Here is a 20484-nt window from a genome sequence, read left to right on the forward strand (position 1 = left end):
CATGCGCTGAATGACAGCCGCCCCTTCAGCGCTGCTGCTTGTCGGTTCCCTTGTCCTGACGGCGTTCATTGCCCATCTGGCCTTGCCGATTTTCCTGCTGCTGCTGGCGCCCGCCCTGACCGGACCTGTCACCGCCCTGTTGATCGCGGCGCTGATCACCGCCCTGCTTGTTCTGGTTCGCCATCTTACTCTCCTATTCACCTTCTTCCGGAAGGCAGTGACAAAACGGCCATTCCCCCACGGCGTTCCCGCAAATGCGGTCAACGGTTAAAGCGCTTGACTCCCCCTTTTTCGTTTCCTATGTGTTCTCCATCCGTTCCAAGGAGGGCAAGGCGGCATGTTGACACCCAAGCAACAGGAATTGCTGAGCTTCATTCAGACCCGACTGGAAGAGGGAGGCGTCTCCCCTTCGTTCGAGGAGATGAAGGAAGCGTTGGACCTGCGGTCCAAATCCGGCATCCATCGCCTGATCAACGCGTTGGAGGAACGCGGCTTCATCCGCCGCCTGGCCAATCGCGCCCGCGCGCTGGAAGTACTCAAGCTTCCCGAAGCCATGCATCGCGCGCCCAAGGTCATCGCGCCGTCCAAAGCACTGTTAGCAACCGGCGCGACCATGAGCATGCCGCCAGCCGCCAATGACATATTGGAGATTCCCCTGCACGGACGCATCGCGGCCGGCGTGCCTATCGAGGCACTGGAAGGGCAGAATATGCTGTCCGTCCCTGCAGCGCTGCTCGGAACCGGAGATCATTACGCGCTGGAGATAGCCGGAGATTCCATGGTCGAGGCAGGAATACTCGACGGCGACTTCGCACTCATACAGCGTACCGACGTGGCGCGCGAAGGGCAGATCGTGGTCGCGCTGATCGATGAGAATGAAGCGACTCTCAAATATTTCCGTCGGGAAGGGCAGAAGGTGCGGCTCGATCCTGCGAACAGTGCTTATGAACCGCAAATCTACGACCCGCGGCAAGTCCGCATTCAGGGCAAGCTGGCCGGATTGCTGAGGCGCTACAACTGATTTCCCGATATTTCGCGCGGTCAGTTCACGGCGGCGCGACCCAGGGATGCTCATCATTCAGTGCCTTCACGCTGCGCACCAGGCCATGGTCGAGATCAATGGCAAGGCCACCCGTGGCAGCCAGCACCCGCCGGTCCACTTTCAACCAGCGAGGTCGGCAGGCACCCGGCAAGCGCCGATCGCTGACGACGATGTCGGCACGCGCACAATCCCGAGCCAATGTGATATTCTCGATCCTCATGCTGCTTCGCGTCAGCAGCAGATTCCAGTTCCGCCCGCCACCCACCAGCCTCACTGCGCAGAGGTCGGAAGAACAACGCGCTTGCCGCAGCGTCGCCACCGTCTCCAGTGCGCCCTCATGACCTGCGCTTTCAGCCATGGCGTCGCGCGCATAGCCACCCGCCCGTTCCCGCAGCATGGCCATGCCGCCATTTGCGGTTCGGATGGCGACATGGCGGCCGTCTCCCATTATCAATATGGCGGGCGTTGAACTTGTCACGATCATGACGACACCCGCCGCCGTTGGTGTCAGGCCAGCCCAGCGCCACCGCCCTCGCCACAGCAGGCACCAGAGCAGGCCGGACATGATCAGGCCGAACGCTCCTATCGATTGCGCGGGCGCCAGAAAGACCGCCCAGGGGCTGGATGCCACCCCATGGGCAACCAGCAGCAATAGATCCAGCGAGCGCGCAGTAAGCCACCAGAAGGGAGCGCCCCATCCGCACAGGTCGAACAGCAGGGCCGTAGCCTCCAACGGCATGACGACGAAGGTGGTGAGCGGGATCGCCACCAGATTGGCGATCGACCCGAGGATTCCCGCCTTGTGAAAATGGAAAAGCGCGATGGGCGCCAGGACGAGTTCGACGATCAGGCCCGTCGCCAGCATTCCAATCAGATTTCGTCCGATCCGGCGCCAGGGCTCCTCGTCCCGCACCGACAGGAAAGACCGGAAGCGCGGATGCTCGCCCAGCGATACCAGCGCGATCACGGCTGCGAAACTCATCTGGAAACTCGGCCCCACCAGGGCTTCGGGCCAAAGGAGCAGGACCACCAGCGCTCCGGCCGCAACCAGCCGGAGCGTGATCGCATCCCGTCCCATCGCCAGCCCGCCCAACACCAGCAAGGCCGCGACACAGGAACGCACGGTGGGCACTTCCGCACCCGTCAGAAGCGTATAGCCAATGCCCGCCAAGGCACCCCCGCTCGCCGCGACCAGCATCAAGGGCCAGTCGAGCGCTGCCCGTCGGCTAAGCGCCATCGCCCGCATCAAGAGAAAAATAACGGCTGTGATCATGGCCGTGACGTGCAGCCCGCTGATCGACAAAAGATGGGCAAGTCCGCTCCGGCGCATCGCTGCGGCATCCGCGTCGGAAATCGCGCCTTGATCCCCAGTGGCCAACGCGGCGGCGATGCCCGCGCCCTCTCCATGAGCCTGCTTCAGAATATGTGCGAACAAACGCGCCCTGAGCGACTCCCCCTGTATCGCGGGCCGCAGGACGACAATCGGCCGCAGGACACGCCCGGTCGCGCCGATGCCGTCAAAATAGGCCCGGCGCGCAAAGTCATAGCCGCCCGGTAGACCGGGCGGCGCGGGCGGCATCAACCTCGTCCGGAAGCGTATTATAGCCCCTTTCCCAATGCCCGGCGGCGCCAGCGCGTCGTCAAGATTGACGCGGACCAGGGATGGCAACGCAGGCATGTCGATCGGACGAACCAACATGCGACTCATCTTCCGCGCGGGGAAGCTGTTGACCGAACGAACCTCGCCCGTCAGTTCGACGAAAGCCGTCCGGGGCAAAGGCGGCGCGCCCCCGATCATGGCTTTGCCCCAGACCAGAAGGCAGCCCGAGCAGGCCAGAAGACTGCCCGCAAGGATCGCCCGCCGCACCCGTCCACCGCTCGGCAAAAGGAGCGCCCCGCAGGCAACCGCCAGCATGACGAAGCAAAAAGCCAGCCATCCCAATCTGTTAGGAATGGCGAACCAGGCCGCAATACCTACACCAAGAGCAACCGGCACCCAAAGCGACAACTGTTCGCGCTCATCCTCCAGCCAATGTTCCAGCCCACGAAAAAGCCGTTCCGCCATCGTCCGGATATAAGTGACAACGGAGGTTTGTCGTGGCTCGAAAGCCATGCTAGGGGGCGTCGCGATCATGGATGGGCCAGATGGATATCGGGGCGAATGTCAGGGAATGCAGCGGTGAGTGCGTCGGGTTCGAATAAACAGGTAGTAACCCGTTTTGCGCCGTCGCCTACCGGTTTTCTTCATATCGGCGGAGCGCGCACCGCGCTCTTCAACTGGCTGTTCGCGCGTCACCATGGCGGCAAGTTCCTGCTCCGGGTCGAGGATACCGATCGCGCCCGTTCCACGGAGGAAGCCGTGGCCGCGATCTTCGACGGTCTGGATTGGCTCGGCCTGGGCGGCGATGAGCCTGCGGTCTTCCAATTCGAACGCACCTCCCGCCATGCCGAAGTGGCGAACCAGCTTCTTGCCGGCGGCCATGCCTATCGCTGCTATGCAACGCCCGAGGAACTGGCCGAGCTGCGCGAGCAGCAACGCGCCGCCAAACAGCCAATGCGCTATGATGGCCGCTGGCGGGACCGCGATCCGTCGGAGGCACCGAAAGGGGCGCCTTTCGTCATCCGCCTGAAGGCCCCGCGCGAAGGCGAAACGGTGATCGAGGACGCCGTGCAGGGCCGCGTCGTCGTCCAGAATGCGGAGCTGGACGACATGATCCTGCTCCGGTCCGATGGTACGCCTACCTATATGCTGGCTGTCGTGGTCGACGATCATGACATGGGCGTGACGCATGTCATTCGCGGCGACGATCATCTCAACAACGCCTTCCGTCAGCTAGGCATCATAAGGGCGATGAATTGGGAAGAACCCGTCTACGCCCATATCCCGCTGATCCACGGATCGGATGGCGCCAAGCTGTCGAAACGGCATGGCGCACTGGGCGTCGACGCCTATCGCGATGAAATGGGCATGCTTCCCGAAGCGGTGCTCAACTATCTGCTCCGACTCGGCTGGGGCTATGGCGATGAGGAGATCATCTCCCGCGATCGCGCCGTCGAACTGTTTGATATTGCAGGCGTCGGCCGCTCCCCCTCTCGCTTCGACATCAAGAAGCTGGAAAATCTGAACGGCCATTATCTGCGCGAAGCGGATGATGCCCGCCTCGCCGCTCTGGTCGCGCCGCGCGTGGCCGCCCGCCTTGCCTTCAGCCTGCCGGAAGGCGGAGAAAAATTGCTGGCGGACGCCATGCCGTCACTCAAACCCCGCGCCAAGACACTTAACGAAATTGCCGAAGGCGCCGAGTTCCTGTTCAAAAATTGCCCGCTCGATTTTGACGAGAAGGCCCTTGCTCTGCTAGACGAACCCGCGCGTGCGCTGCTGGGACAGACAGCCGACGCTCTTGCCCCCGTCCCGTCCTGGACGGTCGAAGCGATCGAACAAGCAATACGCCGCGTGGCAGAGGATGTCGGCCTTGGGCTGGGGAAGGTCGCGCAGCCTTTGCGCGCGGCGCTGACCGGTCGCACGGTTTCGCCGGGAATTTTCGACGTCCTTTTCCTTTTGGGGAAGGCGGAGAGCTTGGAACGACTGACCGCTGTGAGGCACGCATCGGCCGGTTGAAGTATCTAGGAGAACAACATGTCGGATAATAATGCCAGTTTGAACGTGGGAGGCACAACCAATGACTATGCCATTCTCAATGGCACGGTCGGCCCGCAGGTCATCGACGTTCGCAAGCTTTACGCGAACACCGGCATGTTCACCTACGATCCCGGCTTCACCTCGACCGCCAGCTGCGATTCGGGCCTGACCTATATCGATGGCGATGCCGGCGTGCTGCTGCACCGCGGCTATCCGATCGACCAGCTCGCCGAACGGTCGAGCTTCATGGAAGTATCCTACCTGCTCCTGAACGGCGAACTGCCGTCCAGGAAGGAACTGGAGGATTTCACCCGCACGATCACGCGCCACACCATGGTGCATGAACAGCTCACCACCTTCTATCGCGGTTTCCGCCGTGACGCGCACCCGATGGCGATCATGTGCGGCGTGGTCGGCGCGCTGTCGGCCTTCTATCACGACTCGACCGACATCAACGATCCGGAGCAGCGCAAGATCGCCAGCCACCGCCTGATCGCCAAGATGCCGACGATCGCGGCCATGGCGTATAAATATTCGGTGGGTCAGCCTTTCGTCTATCCGCGCAATGACCTTAGCTACACCGCCAACTTCCTGAACATGACCTTCTCGGTCCCGGCGGAAGAATATGTCATCGATCCGGTCGTCGTCGACGCGATGGACAAGATCTTCACGTTGCACGCCGATCATGAGCAGAATGCCTCGACCTCGACCGTGCGTCTGGCCGGTTCGTCGGGCGCCAACCCCTTCGCCTGCATCGCGGCCGGCATCGCCTGCCTCTGGGGTCCCGCGCATGGCGGCGCGAACGAAGCCGCGCTCAACATGCTGCGCGAGATTGGCACCGTCGACCGCATCCCCGAATATATCGCCCGCGCCAAGAACAAGGACGATCCGTTCCGCCTGATGGGCTTCGGCCACCGCGTCTACAAGAATTACGACCCCCGCGCGACCGTCATGCAGAAGACTGCGAAGGACGTTCTGGCCAAGCTGGGCGTCGACGATCCGATCTTCGACGTGGCGAAGGAACTGGAGCAGATCGCGCTTAACGATCCTTATTTCGTCGAGAAGAAGCTCTACCCGAATGTCGACTTCTATTCGGGCGTGATCCTCTCGGCCATCGGCTTCCCGACCGAGATGTTCACCGTACTCTTCGCCCTTGCCCGCACCGTCGGCTGGGTCGCGCAGTGGAACGAGATGATCTCGGACCCAGCGCAGAAGATCGGCCGTCCGCGCCAGCTCTACACCGGCCCGTCGCAGCGTGACTACATTCCGGTCGAAAAGCGCTGAACAGCGCCGGCAACGAAAAAATGGAAGCGGCGCCCATCGGGCGCCGTTTTTGCTTCAGCCGAGCGCGGGCAGGAAAAAGGTAAAGCGCGCCCCGCCCTCTGGCGCATCGTCAATGCGGATGTCACCGGCCATCGCCCGCGCCAGCCGCCGCGAAATATAAAGACCAAGCCCGCTCCCGCCCGCGTCGCTGCGGCCCAATCGCTCGAACTTGTCGAAGATGCGCTCGCGGCTGTCGGTGGGAACCCCATCGCCCTGATCCACCACGGCGATCCAGGCCTGATCTGCGTCCCGCCCCGTCTCGATCCGGACCGTCGACCCTTCCGGCGCATAGCGAACCGCATTCCCGACAAGGTTCATCAGAATCTGCAAGGCGCGTCGAAATTCACCGATCGCCAGTTCCGTCTTCTCCGGCACTGGAGCAACCACGCAAATCCCACGATCCAGCGCCTTCACCAGAAACAGCCCGGCGGCACGCCGGCCGATATCGGCCAGATCAACCTCTTCGGCTATCACGCTGAAATCCGGTCGATCTATGGCCTGCAAATCGGCCAGATCGTCGACCAACGCCATCAAATGGCGCCCCGCTGCCGAAATGTCATGAGCATAACCGGCATAATCCGGTCGCAATGGCCCTTCAATTTGCGCAGCGATCGAATCCGCATTCGCGATGATCCGACCCAGCGGCTGACGCAGCGACCGATCCAGCCGTTTGCCGAACTCGGCGGGATAGAACACCGCCGGCTCCGGCACGGCAAGAGGTGCCGACACCGCGCGTTCCAAGGGCAACGCCTTGCCGCGATAGCCCACCAATTGCCCGGTCAGATCGAACATCGGGAAGCCGGACAGCATGAAGCGTTGCGTGCCGTCGCTGGTCAACCCCGCGACCTGATCGCGAAAGGCCCGCCGCTGGGCAAAGCCGCGCAGGATCGCCAGATCGCCTTCCGCATCCGGCCGCAATTCGAAATAGCCGGTCAAGCGGCTGCCGGGCACCGGCGGCGCCGAAGGCAGAGCGCCCTCGCCGCCATGCCCCTCCAGCACCATCTGGAAACGCAAATGCGTGTCGATCTGCCATGTCCACCCATCCGACAAGGCGGCGATATCGCTTTCGCGTCGCGCCAGATCGACCGGCACGATGGCGGGCTGCCGCTCATACCAATCGATGATGGAAAGCTGAACCAAATCCCCTTCCGGCTTGGCGCGCACCCACATGTCGATGTCACCGCGCTCCGCCGCTGCAACCACGGGCCGGGACAAGGCGATCCCCAGATGCGCCGCCAGTCGCGCCATCGCCGCGAGCTGTGGGATCGCCAGCGCGCTCCCAATCTCGCCCCCCGCCTCCTGTTGCAAGGCGAGCAGAGGCGCGTCCGCACTCAGTAATCGACCATCCGCAGCAACCGTTGCCCGGATGATGGCAGGATGCGTCGGCATGTTCATCAGCCAGCGAGCCGCCGCAGGTGATCCAGCTTGGCTCGCAGCGCGGCCGGAGCCCGCAGGGCGCTCACCGCCGCATCGGCTTGCGCCACGGTCAGATTCTGATAGCGCGTCGCCTCTTCGATGATCGTCGCGTCGGACAGGGACGGCCGAACCGGTCGCAGCGCCAACAACAATTGCCGGTAATCCGCATCGGAGCCGCCCAGCGCGCGGCAGAGCGCGGCAACCTGCCCCACCGGCCCCATCACCAATATATCAGCGACCTGGGCGCTCTCCATGCGCAGCCGGCGCGCGCCAAGTGCGGCAAACAGCAGAAATTGCCTTTGCCCGAGCGCCGCCCCCAGCAATTCCGGCGCCTCACCCCGTTCGCCCAAATGGCGAACCAGCCTGTCCGCTGCGGCGATCGGCCCCGCGGCCTCATCATGCCGCGCCAACAGCACCTGCGCCGCCGCCTCGACCAAAGGCACGGCGGCCTCCTGTTCGATCAGCCCGCTACGCTGGACGATGGCGGTCAGACATGCCGCCGCCGTCCAGAGCAATTCTGCAAAAAAGCCCGCCGGCAGATCCGGTTGCATCGGCTGATCCTCCGCCCCGGTCATCAGCCAGCGCCCTTCGGCCAGCATCAATGCGGTTCGCGCCTCGCTCAAGGTCGAATCGTCCATGGGGAAGAGCGGCTCAACGTCCGATTCGCCGCCATTGGGTCGTCCAAATTCGCGAAGCATCAGGCTGACCCCACCCCGCATCTGCATGTGGGCGAGCAGTGCCGGACTCAATAAAGTCGGTTGCGCGCACAAAGTCGGCCAGCAAACCGGCTCCAGCCATTGCTCGAGCGCAGCGGCAATTCTTCCCTCCAACGCCAGTCGCAGTCCGATCTCGATCGCGGTCAGACATCCGCCCAGATGCCGCCGGGTTTCGGCCATCAGCGCATCATGCCGCTCGCGCGCGCCATCGGGGAAGAAAAACGCCAGATCAATGGCATGACCAACAGGAACAGCGGACATGCCCGCCATGACTCGCGCCATAGGCCAGCTGTCCGCCAGGGTCGGTCCGATCAGGGACGAAAAGGCGCTCATATCGGCCAGCATAAAAGCACGTCGTTAAAATGCACTAAACCGTAACGAGCAAAATCGCTCAAGCGCGCCGTAGCAGGATCATCGCCCCGGCAGAGGCGATAGCGCATAGCATCGCCAGTTCGAACATCAGCCCCAACGGCCCTGCCACTGTCCCCGCCAGCAACGGAACCAGGGCGCTCGCGGGGGTGAAGATCATCCACGGCCGCGCCGCACCCGTCCTGTGCCAGCGGTCGGCCAACTGGATGATCGCCAGCAGCAGCGCCAGATAGGTCGGCGTCGTTCCCTCCCCCGCCAGCGCAATCCCGGCGACCGCAACAACCGGCGCGATCAAGGCCATCCATCCCATGGGTAGCGGCCGCAACGCCATCTCGTCCAGCCGATCGGCAGTCTCCGCCATCAGCAACGACAGCAGCAACAGGCAAAAACCCGCCCCGGTCCAGAGCAGCTCGATCGGCACCAGCGCGATCGCTCCCAGTGCCATGGCCGCGATCCGCACCTGTAAGGCGGGGACCTGCATGCGCATCAGCGCCGGGCTGATCAGCCGCGCCGCCGGGCCCAACAGATAATGTTCCGCCCCTCCCCGGACGCGTCGGTGGCGCGGTCCTTGGGAAAGCACCGCCTGCGCCGCCAGGTCGGCCTGCTCCTGCGCCTCGACCAGCGCAACCCGGCCTTCCAGCAGATCGTCCTGCGGCACGGTGACGCGGCGCGCCCCAGCCTGAACCGAGGCCCGCACCAAGGTCAGCGCCAGATCCCAGTCACCGATCATGTCCAGCGTGTTGAACAGCAGGTCGGGGCTGACGCGCGCCAGCCCCGCCCAGCGCTGACCGGCATCGATCCGCTCGAATGGTGCGCTGGCGCGGCTGTCGTCCGTGACCAGCAGAGCGTCACCCTCGCCGTTTGCCATCGCCTCGAAATAGCCCTGCCCGATGATCGCACCGTCTGCGACCAACAGCGTGTCGGCATCGCGGGGCGCATCGCGCACCATCGACACCATGTCGCGGACCAGCGCGACGGCGATTCCATCCGCCGACAGCCGGTCGACCGCCTGTGACAAGGCTGGCGTAATGACGCTGACCAGGATCATGACCCTGTCAGCGCCCGCCCGCACCGCCTGACGCGCCTGATATTCCACCAGGGTCTGGCCAGCAAAATGCAGGCTGGCACGGAGCGATCCGGCCGAATCGCTACCCGCCCGGCTGGCGCTAAGAATAGCCGCAAAAGTCATGCGTGATGAAACCGACCCGATCGTTGTTCAGTTCACCTTGTTGCAAGGCGGACGCGATCACGCAAGCCAGGCTGAACGTCAATCCCGCGCAAGATCGTCGAGCGCAGCCTTGAGCAAGCGCAGGATGCGGGGATCGCCCGGTGCAGCATCGGCAGCGTCATCGGCCATCACCATCAGGCTGGTAAGACCGAAACTCGCCGCCAGCCCCTTCAGCCGCCACGCGGCAAGCTGCCAATTGGCGTCGCAGCGCGCCCGCCCAAGCAGATCGAGATGCCGCTCGGCGCTTTCCATGAAGGCAACGCGCAGGTCCTCGATCAATGTTCTGTCATCACCGACAGCAGCGGCCAAAGCCGCGTTCAGGGCGCCTGGATCATAGGACATGGAGGTGAACGCTATCTGGCTTGCGTTAAGTTTTGGTAACAGGGCATTTTCGTGCGCGCAAAAGCTGCTAGGATAGGCGCCATGAATGGGGGCAGCACAATCGTCGAATTCTGGCGGGACAAGGACGCAGCGACCGATGACACGGCGCAGGCGGACGACGCCCTGCTTTTGAAACAGGCCGTTCTGGATCTGGAGGACGAAGGCGTCCACGCGGAGGGCGGTAAGCGCGGGACGCAATGGACGTTGCTCGCCACGGGCCTTGCCTGGGTCGGTTTTGCCGGTTGGGCGACGCTGTCGTCCGGGCAATGGCGCGCCGGTCCTGCGGCATGGCCGGGCCTGGTGGCGACCATCCTCGTGCCGCTCATTCTGGTTGGCGTCTGTTATCTGCTGCTGTTGCGGAACAGCCGTACCGAATCCCGCCGTTATCTCGATACCGCCCGCGCACTGCGGACGGAAGCGGAACTGCTCGAACTGCGCCTCCGCCGAATCACCAGCCAGCTGGAAACGGCGCGCCAGACCATGCAGGATCAGGCGGAATTGCTCGACAGCTATGGCGCTGCCGCCAGCAGCAATATGGAAGCGTCGGCCGAGCTGATCGCGGGCCGCGCCAGCAGCACCGCCGAACATGCCGAAGCGGCCGAACGCGCGGGGCTGGCGCTTGTCCAGCGGATGGAAACGCTGATCGCCTCTATCCCGGAGCTGGAAGATCGCGCGACGCGCATGTCCGCCCAGATCATCGACAATGGCCATGCGCTGTCGGAACGGATCGACACGCTGGAGGCGCGGCTGCATGCGCTGGGCGAGCTGTCGGACGACGCCCGCACCCGCACCTTGTCCGCGACCAAGAGCCTGTCGAGCCAGTTGACCCAGCTTCAGGAAGCCACCCGATCCGCCACGCAGGAAGTGACCGGCATGGCAGACATCGCCTCGGGCCGGATCGAAGCGACAGCGCAGAGCGCGCGCAAGGCGATGCAGGACAGTTGGCAGGATATCGAACAGCAATCGGTTGCGCTGGACGGGCTGATGCTGCGCACGAAGGAAGAGATTGCGGAGACGACCCAGCAGGTCATCACTCTTCTGACGCAGGAACTGAACCGCGTCGAAATCGACGTGCTGCATCGCCTGGAAACCACCCATGGCCGCGCGCAGGAAACCATGGCGGCGGTCGACGCCAATCTGACCGACCATGCCCTGTCGCTCAAATCGCTGATCGAAGGCGCGCAGGCCGGGATCGCCGCCACCAGCCAGTCCGCGCTCACCACCCTGTCGCGCGACGCGCAAACCATCGAGGCCGAGCTGCGGCAGCGGGTCGAGGCAGCCATTGCGCAGACCCGTCAGGGCATAGCGCTTTCCGACGAAGGCATCTCCCGCCAGACCGAAGCGCTGGAGGCCCTCATCGCCCGATCACGCAGCAGCATTGCGGCGATTGGCGATGAAACGGTCACCAGTCTTGCCGACCATGTGGGCGAGGTCGAAAGCCGCCTGCATCAGATCAACGATCTGGTCGAGGGCCAGCGCGCCCTTGTCTCCGGTCTTCAGGCCAGCCTTGATGAGGCGGTCGATTCCGCGCAATCCCGCTTCGCCGCGATGGAACAATCCGCGCTGGGCCGCAATGAGCGGCTGACCGAGGCTCTGAGCCGCCTGACCGCCGAAACGCAGCGCATCGATGCCGCGCTCGGCGCCGGTGGCCTGACCGCCGAAAAGCTGATCGGCAGTGCGGAAACGCTGATGATGGCGCTCGATTCCAGCGTGCGCGAACTGGATGAAACCTTTCCGGCCGCGCTCCAGCGATTCAATGGGCGGATCGAAACCAGCCGCACCCTGCTCGACAGCGCTGCGCCCGAAATCGAGCGGCTGGAGGCGATCTCCGAAGCGCTGGTCGGCCGCACCCAGGAAGCGGAAGAATTGCTGCGCGGTCAGGGACGCCGTCTGACCGAATGGCTGGAAAGCACCCAGAGCGGCGTAGATGCCAATCGCGAACTGGTGGAAAAGCTGCGTACCGCGCTCGACAATGCGCATCAGGACGCCACCCGCATCACCGAAGGCGCGGGGCCGCTGCTCGTCACCGCGCTGCTTCGGGTGAAGGACACCGCCGATCAGGCCGCTGAACGCGCTCGCCAGGCGCTGAGCCGCGCGATCCCGGAAGCGGCTGAGGCGCTGGCCGACGCCAGCGAAGAGGCGATGCAGCGCGCCCTTGGCGAAAAGGTCACGGCGCAGATCGAGATGGTCGCCAGGGTGGCCGAAGAGGCCGTGAAGGCCGCGCACCAGGCCTCCGATCGCCTGACGCGCCAGCTTCTGACCATCGCCGACACCAGCGCCACGGTCGAACAGCGGATCGAGAAAGCCGAGCGCGCCGCCGAAGACCGCGACCGCGACCATTTTGCGCGCCGCTCAGCGCTGATCATCGAATCGCTGAACAGCACGGCGATCGATGTATCCAAGATTCTCTCCAACGATGTCACGGATTCCGCCTGGTCAGCCTATCTGAAGGGCGACCGCGGCGTCTTCACGCGGCGCGCCGTCAAGCTGCTGGACGCGGGCGAGTCCCGCGAGATCGCCCTGCATTACGACAATGATCCTGAATTTCAGGAGCATGTGAACCGCTACATCCATGATTTCGAATCGATGCTGCGGATCATCCTGTCGGCCCGCGACGGCAATGCGCTGGGCGTAGCCATCCTGTCGTCGGACATGGGCAAGCTCTATGTCGCGCTGGCGCAGGCGATCGAGAGGCTGCGGCAGTAACGCTTGCCTGCGAGCCAAGGGAAGGCGCGGCAACGCATCGCGCTGGCGAGTGGTTGTGGTCCCCTTCCCATTCCTGTTGTAGGATTTGGGTGACATAGGTGACACGATAGTATCGCGGAAAGGCGCGCTACTTGGGGGTTTTCCTACAGGTCAAAGAGCCATCACCGGTTTAGCCAAAGCCCGGATGTGTAGGACAGGATTTTCTGCGGGGCAGGCATCGGCACCGTTTCCATTTGATTGCGAGATCGCCTTGGTGTCGTGTTTCGACCAATTTTAAGACGTAGAAGAGGGCACAAATTTCAACGGATTGCGGACGTTCGTGGTCTATGCGAACCTTGCCGTATGAGGCTACTTGGTATCATTCCTTTGCTCTGTGCGATATCGGCCTGCTCCGAGCAACCAAAGCGCGAGGTTTGGGCCGTAGTCGTTAGTATTGCGGAGCACGCAAACCCCAAATGGAATCCCGAAGAGGTGATTGTCACTGCGCGAAGTCAAGATGGGGCTTTCGGATCAAAATCGGTTCTGAGAAGCCGCCTTCACTGTCGCAGTGGCGATACGGTCCATGGTTCTGCAAGGGGCATAACGCTAACGTTAGATGACAACGCGTGCGTGAATTGACATCTGCTTTCTTGCATTCGCGTTTCTGAGCAGCCCGGCCGCTCACCACCCCAGTCAAGCGCTGTTGCACCGGTAGCCGCAGCATTACATCGGTGTGGTACTCGCTGATGACGGATCGCCTGTTGTCTCCCACCAAATATTCTCGACCGATTGCGCGCGAAGCCAATCATCCACCAGCCATGCCAAACCTTGAACTGCCGTCGTCCATTGTAAGCGAGCAACGAACCGTCCCTGACCAGCGTTAACGAAGCGCACGAGGTAAAAGCGGTTTCGATACCATGACACCCACACCGAACGCCTTCCGAACAGGGCGGGCAAAACCTTCTTGCCTTTGGCGCGCATGTCTTCCCGAAATGCTTTGGCGATCTGACTGGCGTCGGTGAGGCTCGCGCCTTCCAGCATTTCGAAGCTCACTTGATCTCGCAGGCGTATGGACGACCCTGATGTGTCGCGGTGATCCGCTTGATCAGCCAACCCCGCTCGCGCCAGCCTTTCGAGCATGGTCGCATCATGACCGCGATAACGGATACAATCGACTTCGCTCGACCACATCGCGCGGATGGATCGGTCTATCTCATCCTTCGAACAGGGTTGCCGGATTATCGAGCAGTAGTCCTCGCCTGTGTGGAAAATCTCCGGCGCGATGTCCTCCGGCACTCCGCACAAGAGGCAGCAGTCGGGTTCGATATAGAAGTCGCCCTTATCATGGACGGCGGCGTTCGATGATGGCGGGCGCGCTTTCATACGTTTTCGATAGCCGATGTCTCTTTCGCGCCACCATTGGCTCGGTTGGCGCTGCGTCAGCAATGTCGAGTTCAGGGTCGATTGATGCCGGTTGAGTTCGTACCGCGCCTCGTCAGCTATTGCGGACGATCCCTCCGAAATCAGACAGTCCGCAAACCACCCTTCTCCGTCATCCCAGCGAAAGCTGGGATCTCAGGCGATAGGGCACGACCCAGCCTCATGAGATCCCAGCTTTCGCTGGGATGACGAAATAGATTGCGGCTGACTTCCACCTCCATCTGTCATTCCCGCGAAGGCGGGAAATGTAGTTCAGCGAAGCTAATCCATTGCCTGACATATCACCATGCGCGACACTTGGGAGATGCCCCCCCTGCGCAGGGATAACAATTTTTGAACGGCAGGCTCGCCATCACCCAAATCAAACAAAAAGGCCGGCGGATTGCCCCGCCGGCCTTTTCTATTGCGTTGCGCAAAGGACTTCCGTTGCTCCGGGTGAGCCAGGGCCCGCCCTGAGCAATCGATTTTAGAAGTCCATGCCGCCCATGCCGCCCATGCCGCCGCCGGGCATGCCCATCGGCGCCTTGTCGTCGGCGGGCAGTTCGGCGATGGTCGCCTCGGTCGTGATCAGCAGGCCAGCCACCGAAGCGGCGTCCTGCAGCGCGGCGCGGACGACCTTGGTCGGATCGATCACGCCAGCGGCGACGAGGTTTTCATAGGTGTCGGTCGCGGCGTTGAAGCCGTTCGTCTCGTCATTCTCGCGCAGCAGGTTGCCGGCGACGACTGCACCGTCGACGCCCGCATTCTGGGCGATCTGGCGCAGCGGCGCTTCGATCGCCTTGCGGATGATGTCGATGCCGCGGGTCTGGTCGTCGTTCACGCCCTTCAGGCCTTCCAGAGCCTTGGTCGCGTACAGCAGGGCCGTGCCGCCACCAGGGACGATGCCTTCTTCAACGGCTGCGCGGGTCGCGTGCAGCGCGTCGTCGACGCGGTCCTTGCGCTCCTTGACTTCCACTTCGGTCGCGCCGCCAACCTTGATGACGGCCACGCCGCCAGCCAGCTTGGCCAGACGCTCCTGGAGCTTTTCACGGTCGTAGTCGGACGTGGTCGTCTCGATCTGCGCGCGGATCTGCTCGGTGCGGCCCTTGATCGCTTCGCTATCACCAGCGCCATCGACGATGGTGGTGTTGTCCTTGTCGATCGTGACGCGCTTGGCGGTGCCGAGCATGCCGAGGGTGACGTTCTCCAGCTTGATGCCGAGGTCTTCGGAGATCACTTCGCCCTTGGTCAGGACGGCGATGTCTTCCAGCATGGCCTTGCGGCGGTCGCCGAAGCCGGGAGCCTTGACCGCAGCGACCTTCAGGCCACCGCGCAGCTTGTTGACGACCAGGGTCGCCAGCGCTTCGCCTTCAATGTCCTCCGCGATGATCAGCAGCGGACGGCCCGACTGGACCACGGCTTCGAGGATCGGCAGGATCGACTGGAGGTTCGAGAGCTTCTTCTCGTGGATCAGGATGTACGGATCAGCCAGCTCGACAGCCATCTTTTCCGGGTTGGTGATGAAGTAGGGCGACAGGTAGCCGCGGTCGAACTGCATGCCTTCCACGACGTCCAGTTCGAAATCCAGGCCCTTGGCTTCCTCGACGGTGATGACGCCTTCCTTGCCGACCTTTTCCATCGCTTCGGCGATCTTCTGGCCGACTTCGACGTCGCCATTGGCCGAGATGATGCCGACCTGGGCGACTTCATTCGAACCGGCAACCGGCTTCGAGCGGGCCTTGATGTCCTCGACGACCTTGGCGACGGCGAGGTCGATGCCGCGCTTCAGATCCATCGGGTTCATGCCGGCGGCAACCGACTTCATGCCTTCGCGAACGATCGCCTGGGCAAGGACGGTCGCGGTGGTGGTGCCGTCACCGGCGATGTCGTTGGTCTTCGAAGCGACTTCGCGGACCATCTGGGCGCCCATATTCTCGAACTTGTCCTTCAGTTCGATTTCCTTGGCGACCGAAACACCGTCCTTGGTGATGCGGGGCGCGCCGAAGCTCTTGTCGATGACGACGTTGCGGCCCTTGGGACCCAGGGTCACCTTGACCGCGTCGGCCAGGATGTCGACGCCGCGCAGGATGCGCTCACGGGCGTCGCGGGAGAATTTTACGTCTTTTGCAGCCATGTTTTCTATTCCTTTGTCCGTCTGCCCAGCGAAAGCCGGGATCTGGTGCGGCGTGGCGCCGCGCTTAAAGGCCTGAAATCCCGGCTTCCGCCGGGATGACGTCAGGGATCGGTTTTAGGCGACGACGCCCAGAATGTCCGATTCCTTCATGATCAGCAGGTCTTCACCGTCGACCTTGACCTCGGTGCCCGACCACTTGCCGAACAGAACGCGGTCACCCGCCTTCACGTCCAGGGGGGTCACCTTGCCGTCTTCGGCCTTGGAACCGGTGCCGACAGCGACGATCTCGCCTTCCTGCGGCTTTTCCTTGGCGGTGTCGGGGATGATGATGCCGCCGGCAGTCTTCTCTTCCGCCTCTACGCGGCGGACGAGAACGCGGTCATGCAACGGACGAAATGCCATGTTGTGTGCCTTTCCCTCTTACAACGTTGAAATGGGATGGGGATGAAGCGCCTGAACAGGCGACTCCGGCCCCCTCTCCCGATGAACCCGTATCTGTTAGCACTCCCTCCCGGAGAGTGCCAGCGCCGTTTCATATGGACCGGCCGGGCTGAGGGTCAAGGGGCGACCACAGGATTTTTTTGCGCCTGCCCGATACATGGCGTCCGGCCCACTCAGATGAGACGGCGCGGCTATAGCCTTTCTATCGCGGCACGGACAGTAAAACTGTTGCAAATATGCTTCTACGTGCAGGAAATACGATGAATATTTCGATGCCGACAGGAAATACGCCTTTACGGACATAAGGCGGCTTTTGCGGGGCGGCAACGATCCCTACCTAGCCCTGACCGGTGGGCGCCGCTGCCACCCGCCGTCCCTATTCAGCCTTTCAAGGGATCGCCTGCATGACCGATATGAAAGCCTATACCCCGCCGCGCGTCTGGACCTGGGACAAAGATAATGGCGGCGCCTTCGCCAGCATCAACCGGCCCATCGCCGGACCGACCCATGACAAGACGCTGCCCGTCGGCAAGCATCCCCTGCAACTTTATTCCCTCGCCACGCCCAATGGGCAGAAGGTGACGATCCTGCTGGAAGAGTTGCTGGCAGCCGGAAAGGAGGCGGAATATGACGCCTGGCTGATCCGCATCAATGACGGCGACCAATTCGGCAGCGGCTTTGTCGAGGTCAATCCCAACAGCAAGATTCCGGCTCTGATGGATCATGGCGTCTCGCCGCCCCGGCGGGTGTTCGAGTCCGGATCGATCCTGGTCTATCTGGCCGAGAAATTCGGCGCCTTCCTTCCCACCGATCCGGCCAAGCGGACGGAGACGCTGAACTGGCTGTTCTGGCAGATGGGCAGCGCGCCGCTGCTGGGCGGCGGCTTTGGACATTTCTTCGCCTATGCGCCGGAAAAGCTTGAATATCCGATCAATCGCTATGCGATGGAAGTGAAGCGGCAGCTGGACGTGCTGGACCGGCAACTGGCGGATCATGACTATGTGGCGGGCGATGAATATACCATCGCGGACATGGCGATCTGGCCCTGGTATGGCGGGCTGGTGCTGGGCCGGGCGTATGACGCGGCGGAATTTCTCGACGCCCGGAGCTATGGCAATGTACTGCGATGGGCGGAGCAGATCGATGCGCGCCCCGCAGTGAAGCGCGGTCGCATGGTCAACAAGACGAATGGCCCGCTGGAAGGGCAGTTGCACGAACGGCACGACGCCGGCGATTTCGAAACGCGGACGCAGGACAAGCTGGAAGGGGCGGTTTAGAGTGGGAAGCGGACGGGCCGCTTAGCTGCGCGTTCCTTGAAGCGATACGTGCTCCTGCCTGCGCAGGAGCACGTATCGCTTAATGACCGGTAAGGCCAATTGCGGCCACGGAACGCTTAACCCAGGCTACCCCGCCGCCTTGACGATCTCTGCCCAGGCGGCTTCGTCTATCACGTCGATGCCGAGCGCCGCCGCCTGCTTCAGCTTCGACCCGGCGCCGGGACCGGCCACCACCAGATCGGTCTTGGCGCTGACCGAGCCGGCTGCCTTGGCGCCGAGTCGTTCGGCCTGTGCCTTGGCCTCGTCGCGGCTCATGGTTTCCAGCTTGCCGGTGAACACCACGGTCTTGCCCGTCACCGCGCTGGCGGTGGTTTCGACCACATAGTCCGGCGGCGAAACTTCGCTCAGCAGGTCGTTCCAGGCCTCCACATTATGCGGTTCGTGGAAGAAATCGGCCAGCGCATGACCGACCGCCGAGCCGACATTTTCCACGCCGATATGTTCGGCAATCGCCTTGTCGAGACGGTTGCGGAAGCGGGCTTCCTCCTCCCCCTCCGCAGGCATGGCGGCATCGCGCAGGGCGATGATCTCGCAGGCAAGCGCGTGAATGGCCGCCAATGTCGTATAGCGTTTCAGCAAATCCCGCGCCGTCACCGCGCCGACATGGCGGATGCCAAGGCCGAAGAGCAGGCGCGCCGCGTCGGGCCGGCGCTTGGCCTCTATGGCGGCGAGGAGGTTGTCGACCGATTTTTCCTTCCAGCCCTCGCGGCCGATCAGGCTTGGGCGGTGGGACTTCAGGCGGAAGATGTCGGCGGGCTCCGCTATCCAGCCGAGGTCGAGAAATTCCTCTATGCTCTTTTCGCCCAGCCCCTCGATATCCAGCGCGACGCGGCTGACGAAATGGCGCAGTCGTTCGAAACGTTGCGCGGCGCAGATCAGGCCGCCGGTACAGCGAATGTCGACTTCGCCCTCCTCGCGCACGGCCTCCGAATGGCAAACAGGGCAATGGTCGGGGAAAATAAAGGGTTCGCGCAGGTCGCCGCGGGTGAGATTGTCGACCACCTGGGGGATGACGTCGCCCGCGCGCTGGACGACGATGCGATCGCCGGGACGGACGCCGAGACGCGCAATCTCATCGGCATTGTGCAGCGTCACATTGGAGACGACGACCCCGCCGACGGTAACAGGGGTCAGACGCCCCACCGGGGTCAGCTTGCCGGTGCGGCCGACCTGGATGTCGATCGCTTCCAGCGTGGTCTGGGCGCGTTCGGCGGGGAATTTATGCGCGATGGCCCAACGCGGCGCCTTGGCGACGAAGCCGAGACGCTGCTGCCAGTCGAGCCGGTCGACCTTGTAGACGACGCCGTCAATGTCGAAGGGCAGGTCGGCGCGCGCGGCCTCTATGGCGCGATAATGGGCGATCAGCGCGTCGAGCGCATCGACGCAGGTAAGCTGGTCCGACACCGGCAGGCCCCAGCTGGCAATCGCGTGCATCACCCCAAGCTGGGTGTCGGCGGGCAGCGCGCTGACCTCACCCCAGCCATGGGCGAGAAAACGCAGCGGGCGGCTGGCGGTGACGGCGGCATCCTTCTGGCGCAGCGATCCGGCGGCGGCGTTGCGCGGATTGGCAAACTGACGCGCCTTTTCCGGGTCATCGGCTTCGGCAATCAACCGTTCGTTGAGTGCGACGAAATCGCCCTTCGCCATATAGACTTCGCCGCGAACCTCGAAAAAATCGGGGATATTGTCACCGCTGAAGCGCTGCGGAATATCGGCGATGGTGCGGACATTGGCGGTGACATCCTCTCCGGTCGTGCCGTCCCCGCGCGTGGCGGCAAGGACCAGTTCGCCGCCTTCATAGCGCAGGGAGCAGGACAAGCCGTCAATCTTCGGCTCTGCCGTCAGCGCGACCGGGGCATCTTCGGGCAAGGCGAGGAAGCGACGGACGCGGGCGACGAACTCGGCTATGTCCTCGTCCGAAAAGCCATTGTCCAGGCTCATCATGCGGACGGCATGCTGGACCTTTTTCAGCGCCGACGTGGGGGCCGCGCCGACCTGCGCATTCGGAGAATCGCCGCGGACGAGATGCGGGAAAGCCGCCTCCAGCGCATTATTCTCACGGATCAGCGCGTCGTAGGCAGCGTCCGTGATCTCGGGCTGATCCTGGTCATGATAGAGCCGGTTGTGACGCACAATCTCACGTGCGAGGCGCATCAGGCGGTTGGCGGCTTCGGCTTCAGTCATCTGCATGGGATCGGTCATGGCCGAGTCTTTAGCGTCAGCCTGGGGCGGCGGGTAGCGGCAATTCGTGGGAACGGTGATTGGTGGGAGTGCGTATGCCTTGGTGGTTATGGGTGGAAGGTGGACGGTCCGCTTACAGACCCTTCCCTGAAGCGCACCGTGCTCCTGCGAAGGC

At 63.1% G+C, this 20484-nt stretch carries 15 protein-coding genes; 5 read left to right on the forward strand and 10 right to left on the reverse strand.

Annotated features, from left to right (window positions below):
• Nucleotides 1-25: 25 nt before the first annotated feature.
• Nucleotides 26-184 (reverse strand): hypothetical protein, encoded by a 159-nt coding sequence (locus RUH75_RS14905; protein ID WP_313807324.1) that lies wholly within the window; start codon nt 182-184, stop codon nt 26-28.
• Between the two features lie 153 nt (nt 185-337).
• On the opposite strand from RUH75_RS14905, the gene lexA reads away from it, so the two are divergent.
• Nucleotides 338-1021 carry a transcriptional repressor LexA gene (gene lexA, locus RUH75_RS14910; RefSeq protein ID WP_313807326.1) on the forward strand — a complete coding sequence of 228 codons (684 nt, stop codon included), beginning with the start codon at nt 338-340 and terminating at the stop codon, nt 1019-1021.
• 25 nt (nt 1022-1046) lie between these two features.
• Here lexA and RUH75_RS14915 read toward each other — a convergent pair whose 3' ends face one another.
• On the reverse strand, nt 1047-3155 hold the full coding sequence (locus tag RUH75_RS14915; protein ID WP_313807328.1) for a ComEC/Rec2 family competence protein: 2109 nt from the start codon (nt 3153-3155) through the stop codon (nt 1047-1049).
• 48 nt (nt 3156-3203) lie between these two features.
• On the opposite strand from RUH75_RS14915, the gene gltX reads away from it, so the two are divergent.
• Both gltX and RUH75_RS14925 read left to right on the forward strand, forming a co-directional pair.
• Complete coding sequence (gltX, locus tag RUH75_RS14920; RefSeq protein ID WP_313807330.1) at nt 3204-4658, forward strand: glutamate--tRNA ligase; 1455 nt, start codon at nt 3204-3206, stop codon at nt 4656-4658.
• Between the two features lie 18 nt (nt 4659-4676).
• Nucleotides 4677-5963: a citrate synthase gene (locus RUH75_RS14925; protein WP_313807332.1), complete on the forward strand. Its 1287-nt coding sequence runs from the start codon at nt 4677-4679 to the stop codon at nt 5961-5963.
• Between the two features lie 54 nt (nt 5964-6017).
• Here RUH75_RS14925 and RUH75_RS14930 read toward each other — a convergent pair whose 3' ends face one another.
• The 4 genes from RUH75_RS14930 to RUH75_RS14945 all read right to left on the reverse strand — a co-directional run bounded on the left by RUH75_RS14930 (nt 6018) and on the right by RUH75_RS14945 (nt 10073).
• Nucleotides 6018-7397 carry a HAMP domain-containing sensor histidine kinase gene (locus RUH75_RS14930; protein WP_313807334.1) on the reverse strand — a complete coding sequence of 460 codons (1380 nt, stop codon included), beginning with the start codon at nt 7395-7397 and terminating at the stop codon, nt 6018-6020.
• Complete coding sequence (locus tag RUH75_RS14935) at nt 7397-8479, reverse strand: DUF2336 domain-containing protein (RefSeq protein ID WP_313807336.1); 1083 nt, start codon at nt 8477-8479, stop codon at nt 7397-7399. The genes RUH75_RS14930 and RUH75_RS14935 overlap by 1 nt, the downstream gene beginning before the upstream one ends.
• Before the next feature lie 46 nt (nt 8480-8525).
• Nucleotides 8526-9692 (reverse strand): hypothetical protein, encoded by a 1167-nt coding sequence (locus RUH75_RS14940; protein ID WP_313807338.1) that lies wholly within the window; start codon nt 9690-9692, stop codon nt 8526-8528.
• Between the two features lie 78 nt (nt 9693-9770).
• Nucleotides 9771-10073 (reverse strand): Hpt domain-containing protein, encoded by a 303-nt coding sequence (locus RUH75_RS14945; RefSeq protein ID WP_313807340.1) that lies wholly within the window; start codon nt 10071-10073, stop codon nt 9771-9773.
• A gap of 81 nt (nt 10074-10154) precedes the next feature.
• Between RUH75_RS14945 and RUH75_RS14950 the strand changes: the two genes are divergently transcribed.
• A complete protein-coding gene (locus tag RUH75_RS14950) occupies nt 10155-12818 on the forward strand; it encodes a hypothetical protein (protein WP_313807342.1) in 2664 nt (887 codons plus the stop codon).
• A gap of 702 nt (nt 12819-13520) precedes the next feature.
• Here the strand turns inward: RUH75_RS14950 and RUH75_RS14955 are convergent.
• The 3 genes from RUH75_RS14955 to groES form a co-directional block, all read right to left on the reverse strand.
• Nucleotides 13521-14243, reverse strand: coding sequence for a ferredoxin (locus tag RUH75_RS14955; RefSeq protein ID WP_313807344.1), 723 nt, complete (start codon nt 14241-14243; stop codon nt 13521-13523).
• 460 nt (nt 14244-14703) lie between these two features.
• Complete coding sequence (gene groL / locus RUH75_RS14960) at nt 14704-16350, reverse strand: chaperonin GroEL (RefSeq protein WP_313807346.1); 1647 nt, start codon at nt 16348-16350, stop codon at nt 14704-14706.
• Between the two features lie 114 nt (nt 16351-16464).
• Nucleotides 16465-16752, reverse strand: a complete 288-nt coding sequence (gene groES, locus RUH75_RS14965; RefSeq protein WP_066698138.1) for a co-chaperone GroES — start codon at nt 16750-16752, stop codon at nt 16465-16467.
• A 443-nt stretch (nt 16753-17195) separates the two neighbouring features.
• On the opposite strand from groES, the gene yghU reads away from it, so the two are divergent.
• A complete protein-coding gene (gene yghU / locus RUH75_RS14970; RefSeq protein ID WP_313807349.1) occupies nt 17196-18068 on the forward strand; it encodes a glutathione-dependent disulfide-bond oxidoreductase in 873 nt (290 codons plus the stop codon).
• A gap of 126 nt (nt 18069-18194) precedes the next feature.
• On the opposite strand, the gene ligA is transcribed toward yghU, so the two are convergent.
• Nucleotides 18195-20330 carry an NAD-dependent DNA ligase LigA gene (ligA, locus tag RUH75_RS14975; protein WP_313807351.1) on the reverse strand — a complete coding sequence of 712 codons (2136 nt, stop codon included), beginning with the start codon at nt 20328-20330 and terminating at the stop codon, nt 18195-18197.
• Nucleotides 20331-20484: the final 154 nt, after the last annotated feature.

This window comes from Sphingobium sp. (assembly GCF_032153725.1).
Classification (GTDB): Bacteria; Pseudomonadota; Alphaproteobacteria; order Sphingomonadales; family Sphingomonadaceae; genus Sphingobium.

Bases quoted from the DNA above. Each gene is read 5' to 3' on its own strand.
- RUH75_RS14905 (WP_313807324.1), bottom strand. From the start codon at position 184: ATGGCGAACCAGAACAAGCAGGGCGGTGATCAGCGCCGCGATCAACAG.
- lexA (WP_313807326.1), top strand. From the start codon at position 338: ATGTTGACACCCAAGCAACAGGAATTGCTGAGCTTCATTCAGACCCGA.
- RUH75_RS14915 (WP_313807328.1), bottom strand. From the start codon at position 3,155: ATGGCTTTCGAGCCACGACAAACCTCCGTTGTCACTTATATCCGGACG.
- gltX (WP_313807330.1), top strand. From the start codon at position 3,204: ATGTCAGGGAATGCAGCGGTGAGTGCGTCGGGTTCGAATAAACAGGTA.
- RUH75_RS14925 (WP_313807332.1), top strand. From the start codon at position 4,677: ATGTCGGATAATAATGCCAGTTTGAACGTGGGAGGCACAACCAATGAC.
- RUH75_RS14930 (WP_313807334.1), bottom strand. From the start codon at position 7,397: ATGAACATGCCGACGCATCCTGCCATCATCCGGGCAACGGTTGCTGCG.
- RUH75_RS14935 (WP_313807336.1), bottom strand. From the start codon at position 8,479: ATGCTGGCCGATATGAGCGCCTTTTCGTCCCTGATCGGACCGACCCTG.
- RUH75_RS14940 (WP_313807338.1), bottom strand. From the start codon at position 9,692: ATGACTTTTGCGGCTATTCTTAGCGCCAGCCGGGCGGGTAGCGATTCG.
- RUH75_RS14945 (WP_313807340.1), bottom strand. From the start codon at position 10,073: ATGTCCTATGATCCAGGCGCCCTGAACGCGGCTTTGGCCGCTGCTGTC.
- RUH75_RS14950 (WP_313807342.1), top strand. From the start codon at position 10,155: ATGAATGGGGGCAGCACAATCGTCGAATTCTGGCGGGACAAGGACGCA.
- groL (WP_313807346.1), bottom strand. From the start codon at position 16,350: ATGGCTGCAAAAGACGTAAAATTCTCCCGCGACGCCCGTGAGCGCATC.
- groES (WP_066698138.1), bottom strand. From the start codon at position 16,752: ATGGCATTTCGTCCGTTGCATGACCGCGTTCTCGTCCGCCGCGTAGAG.
- yghU (WP_313807349.1), top strand. From the start codon at position 17,196: ATGACCGATATGAAAGCCTATACCCCGCCGCGCGTCTGGACCTGGGAC.
- ligA (WP_313807351.1), bottom strand. From the start codon at position 20,330: ATGACCGATCCCATGCAGATGACTGAAGCCGAAGCCGCCAACCGCCTG.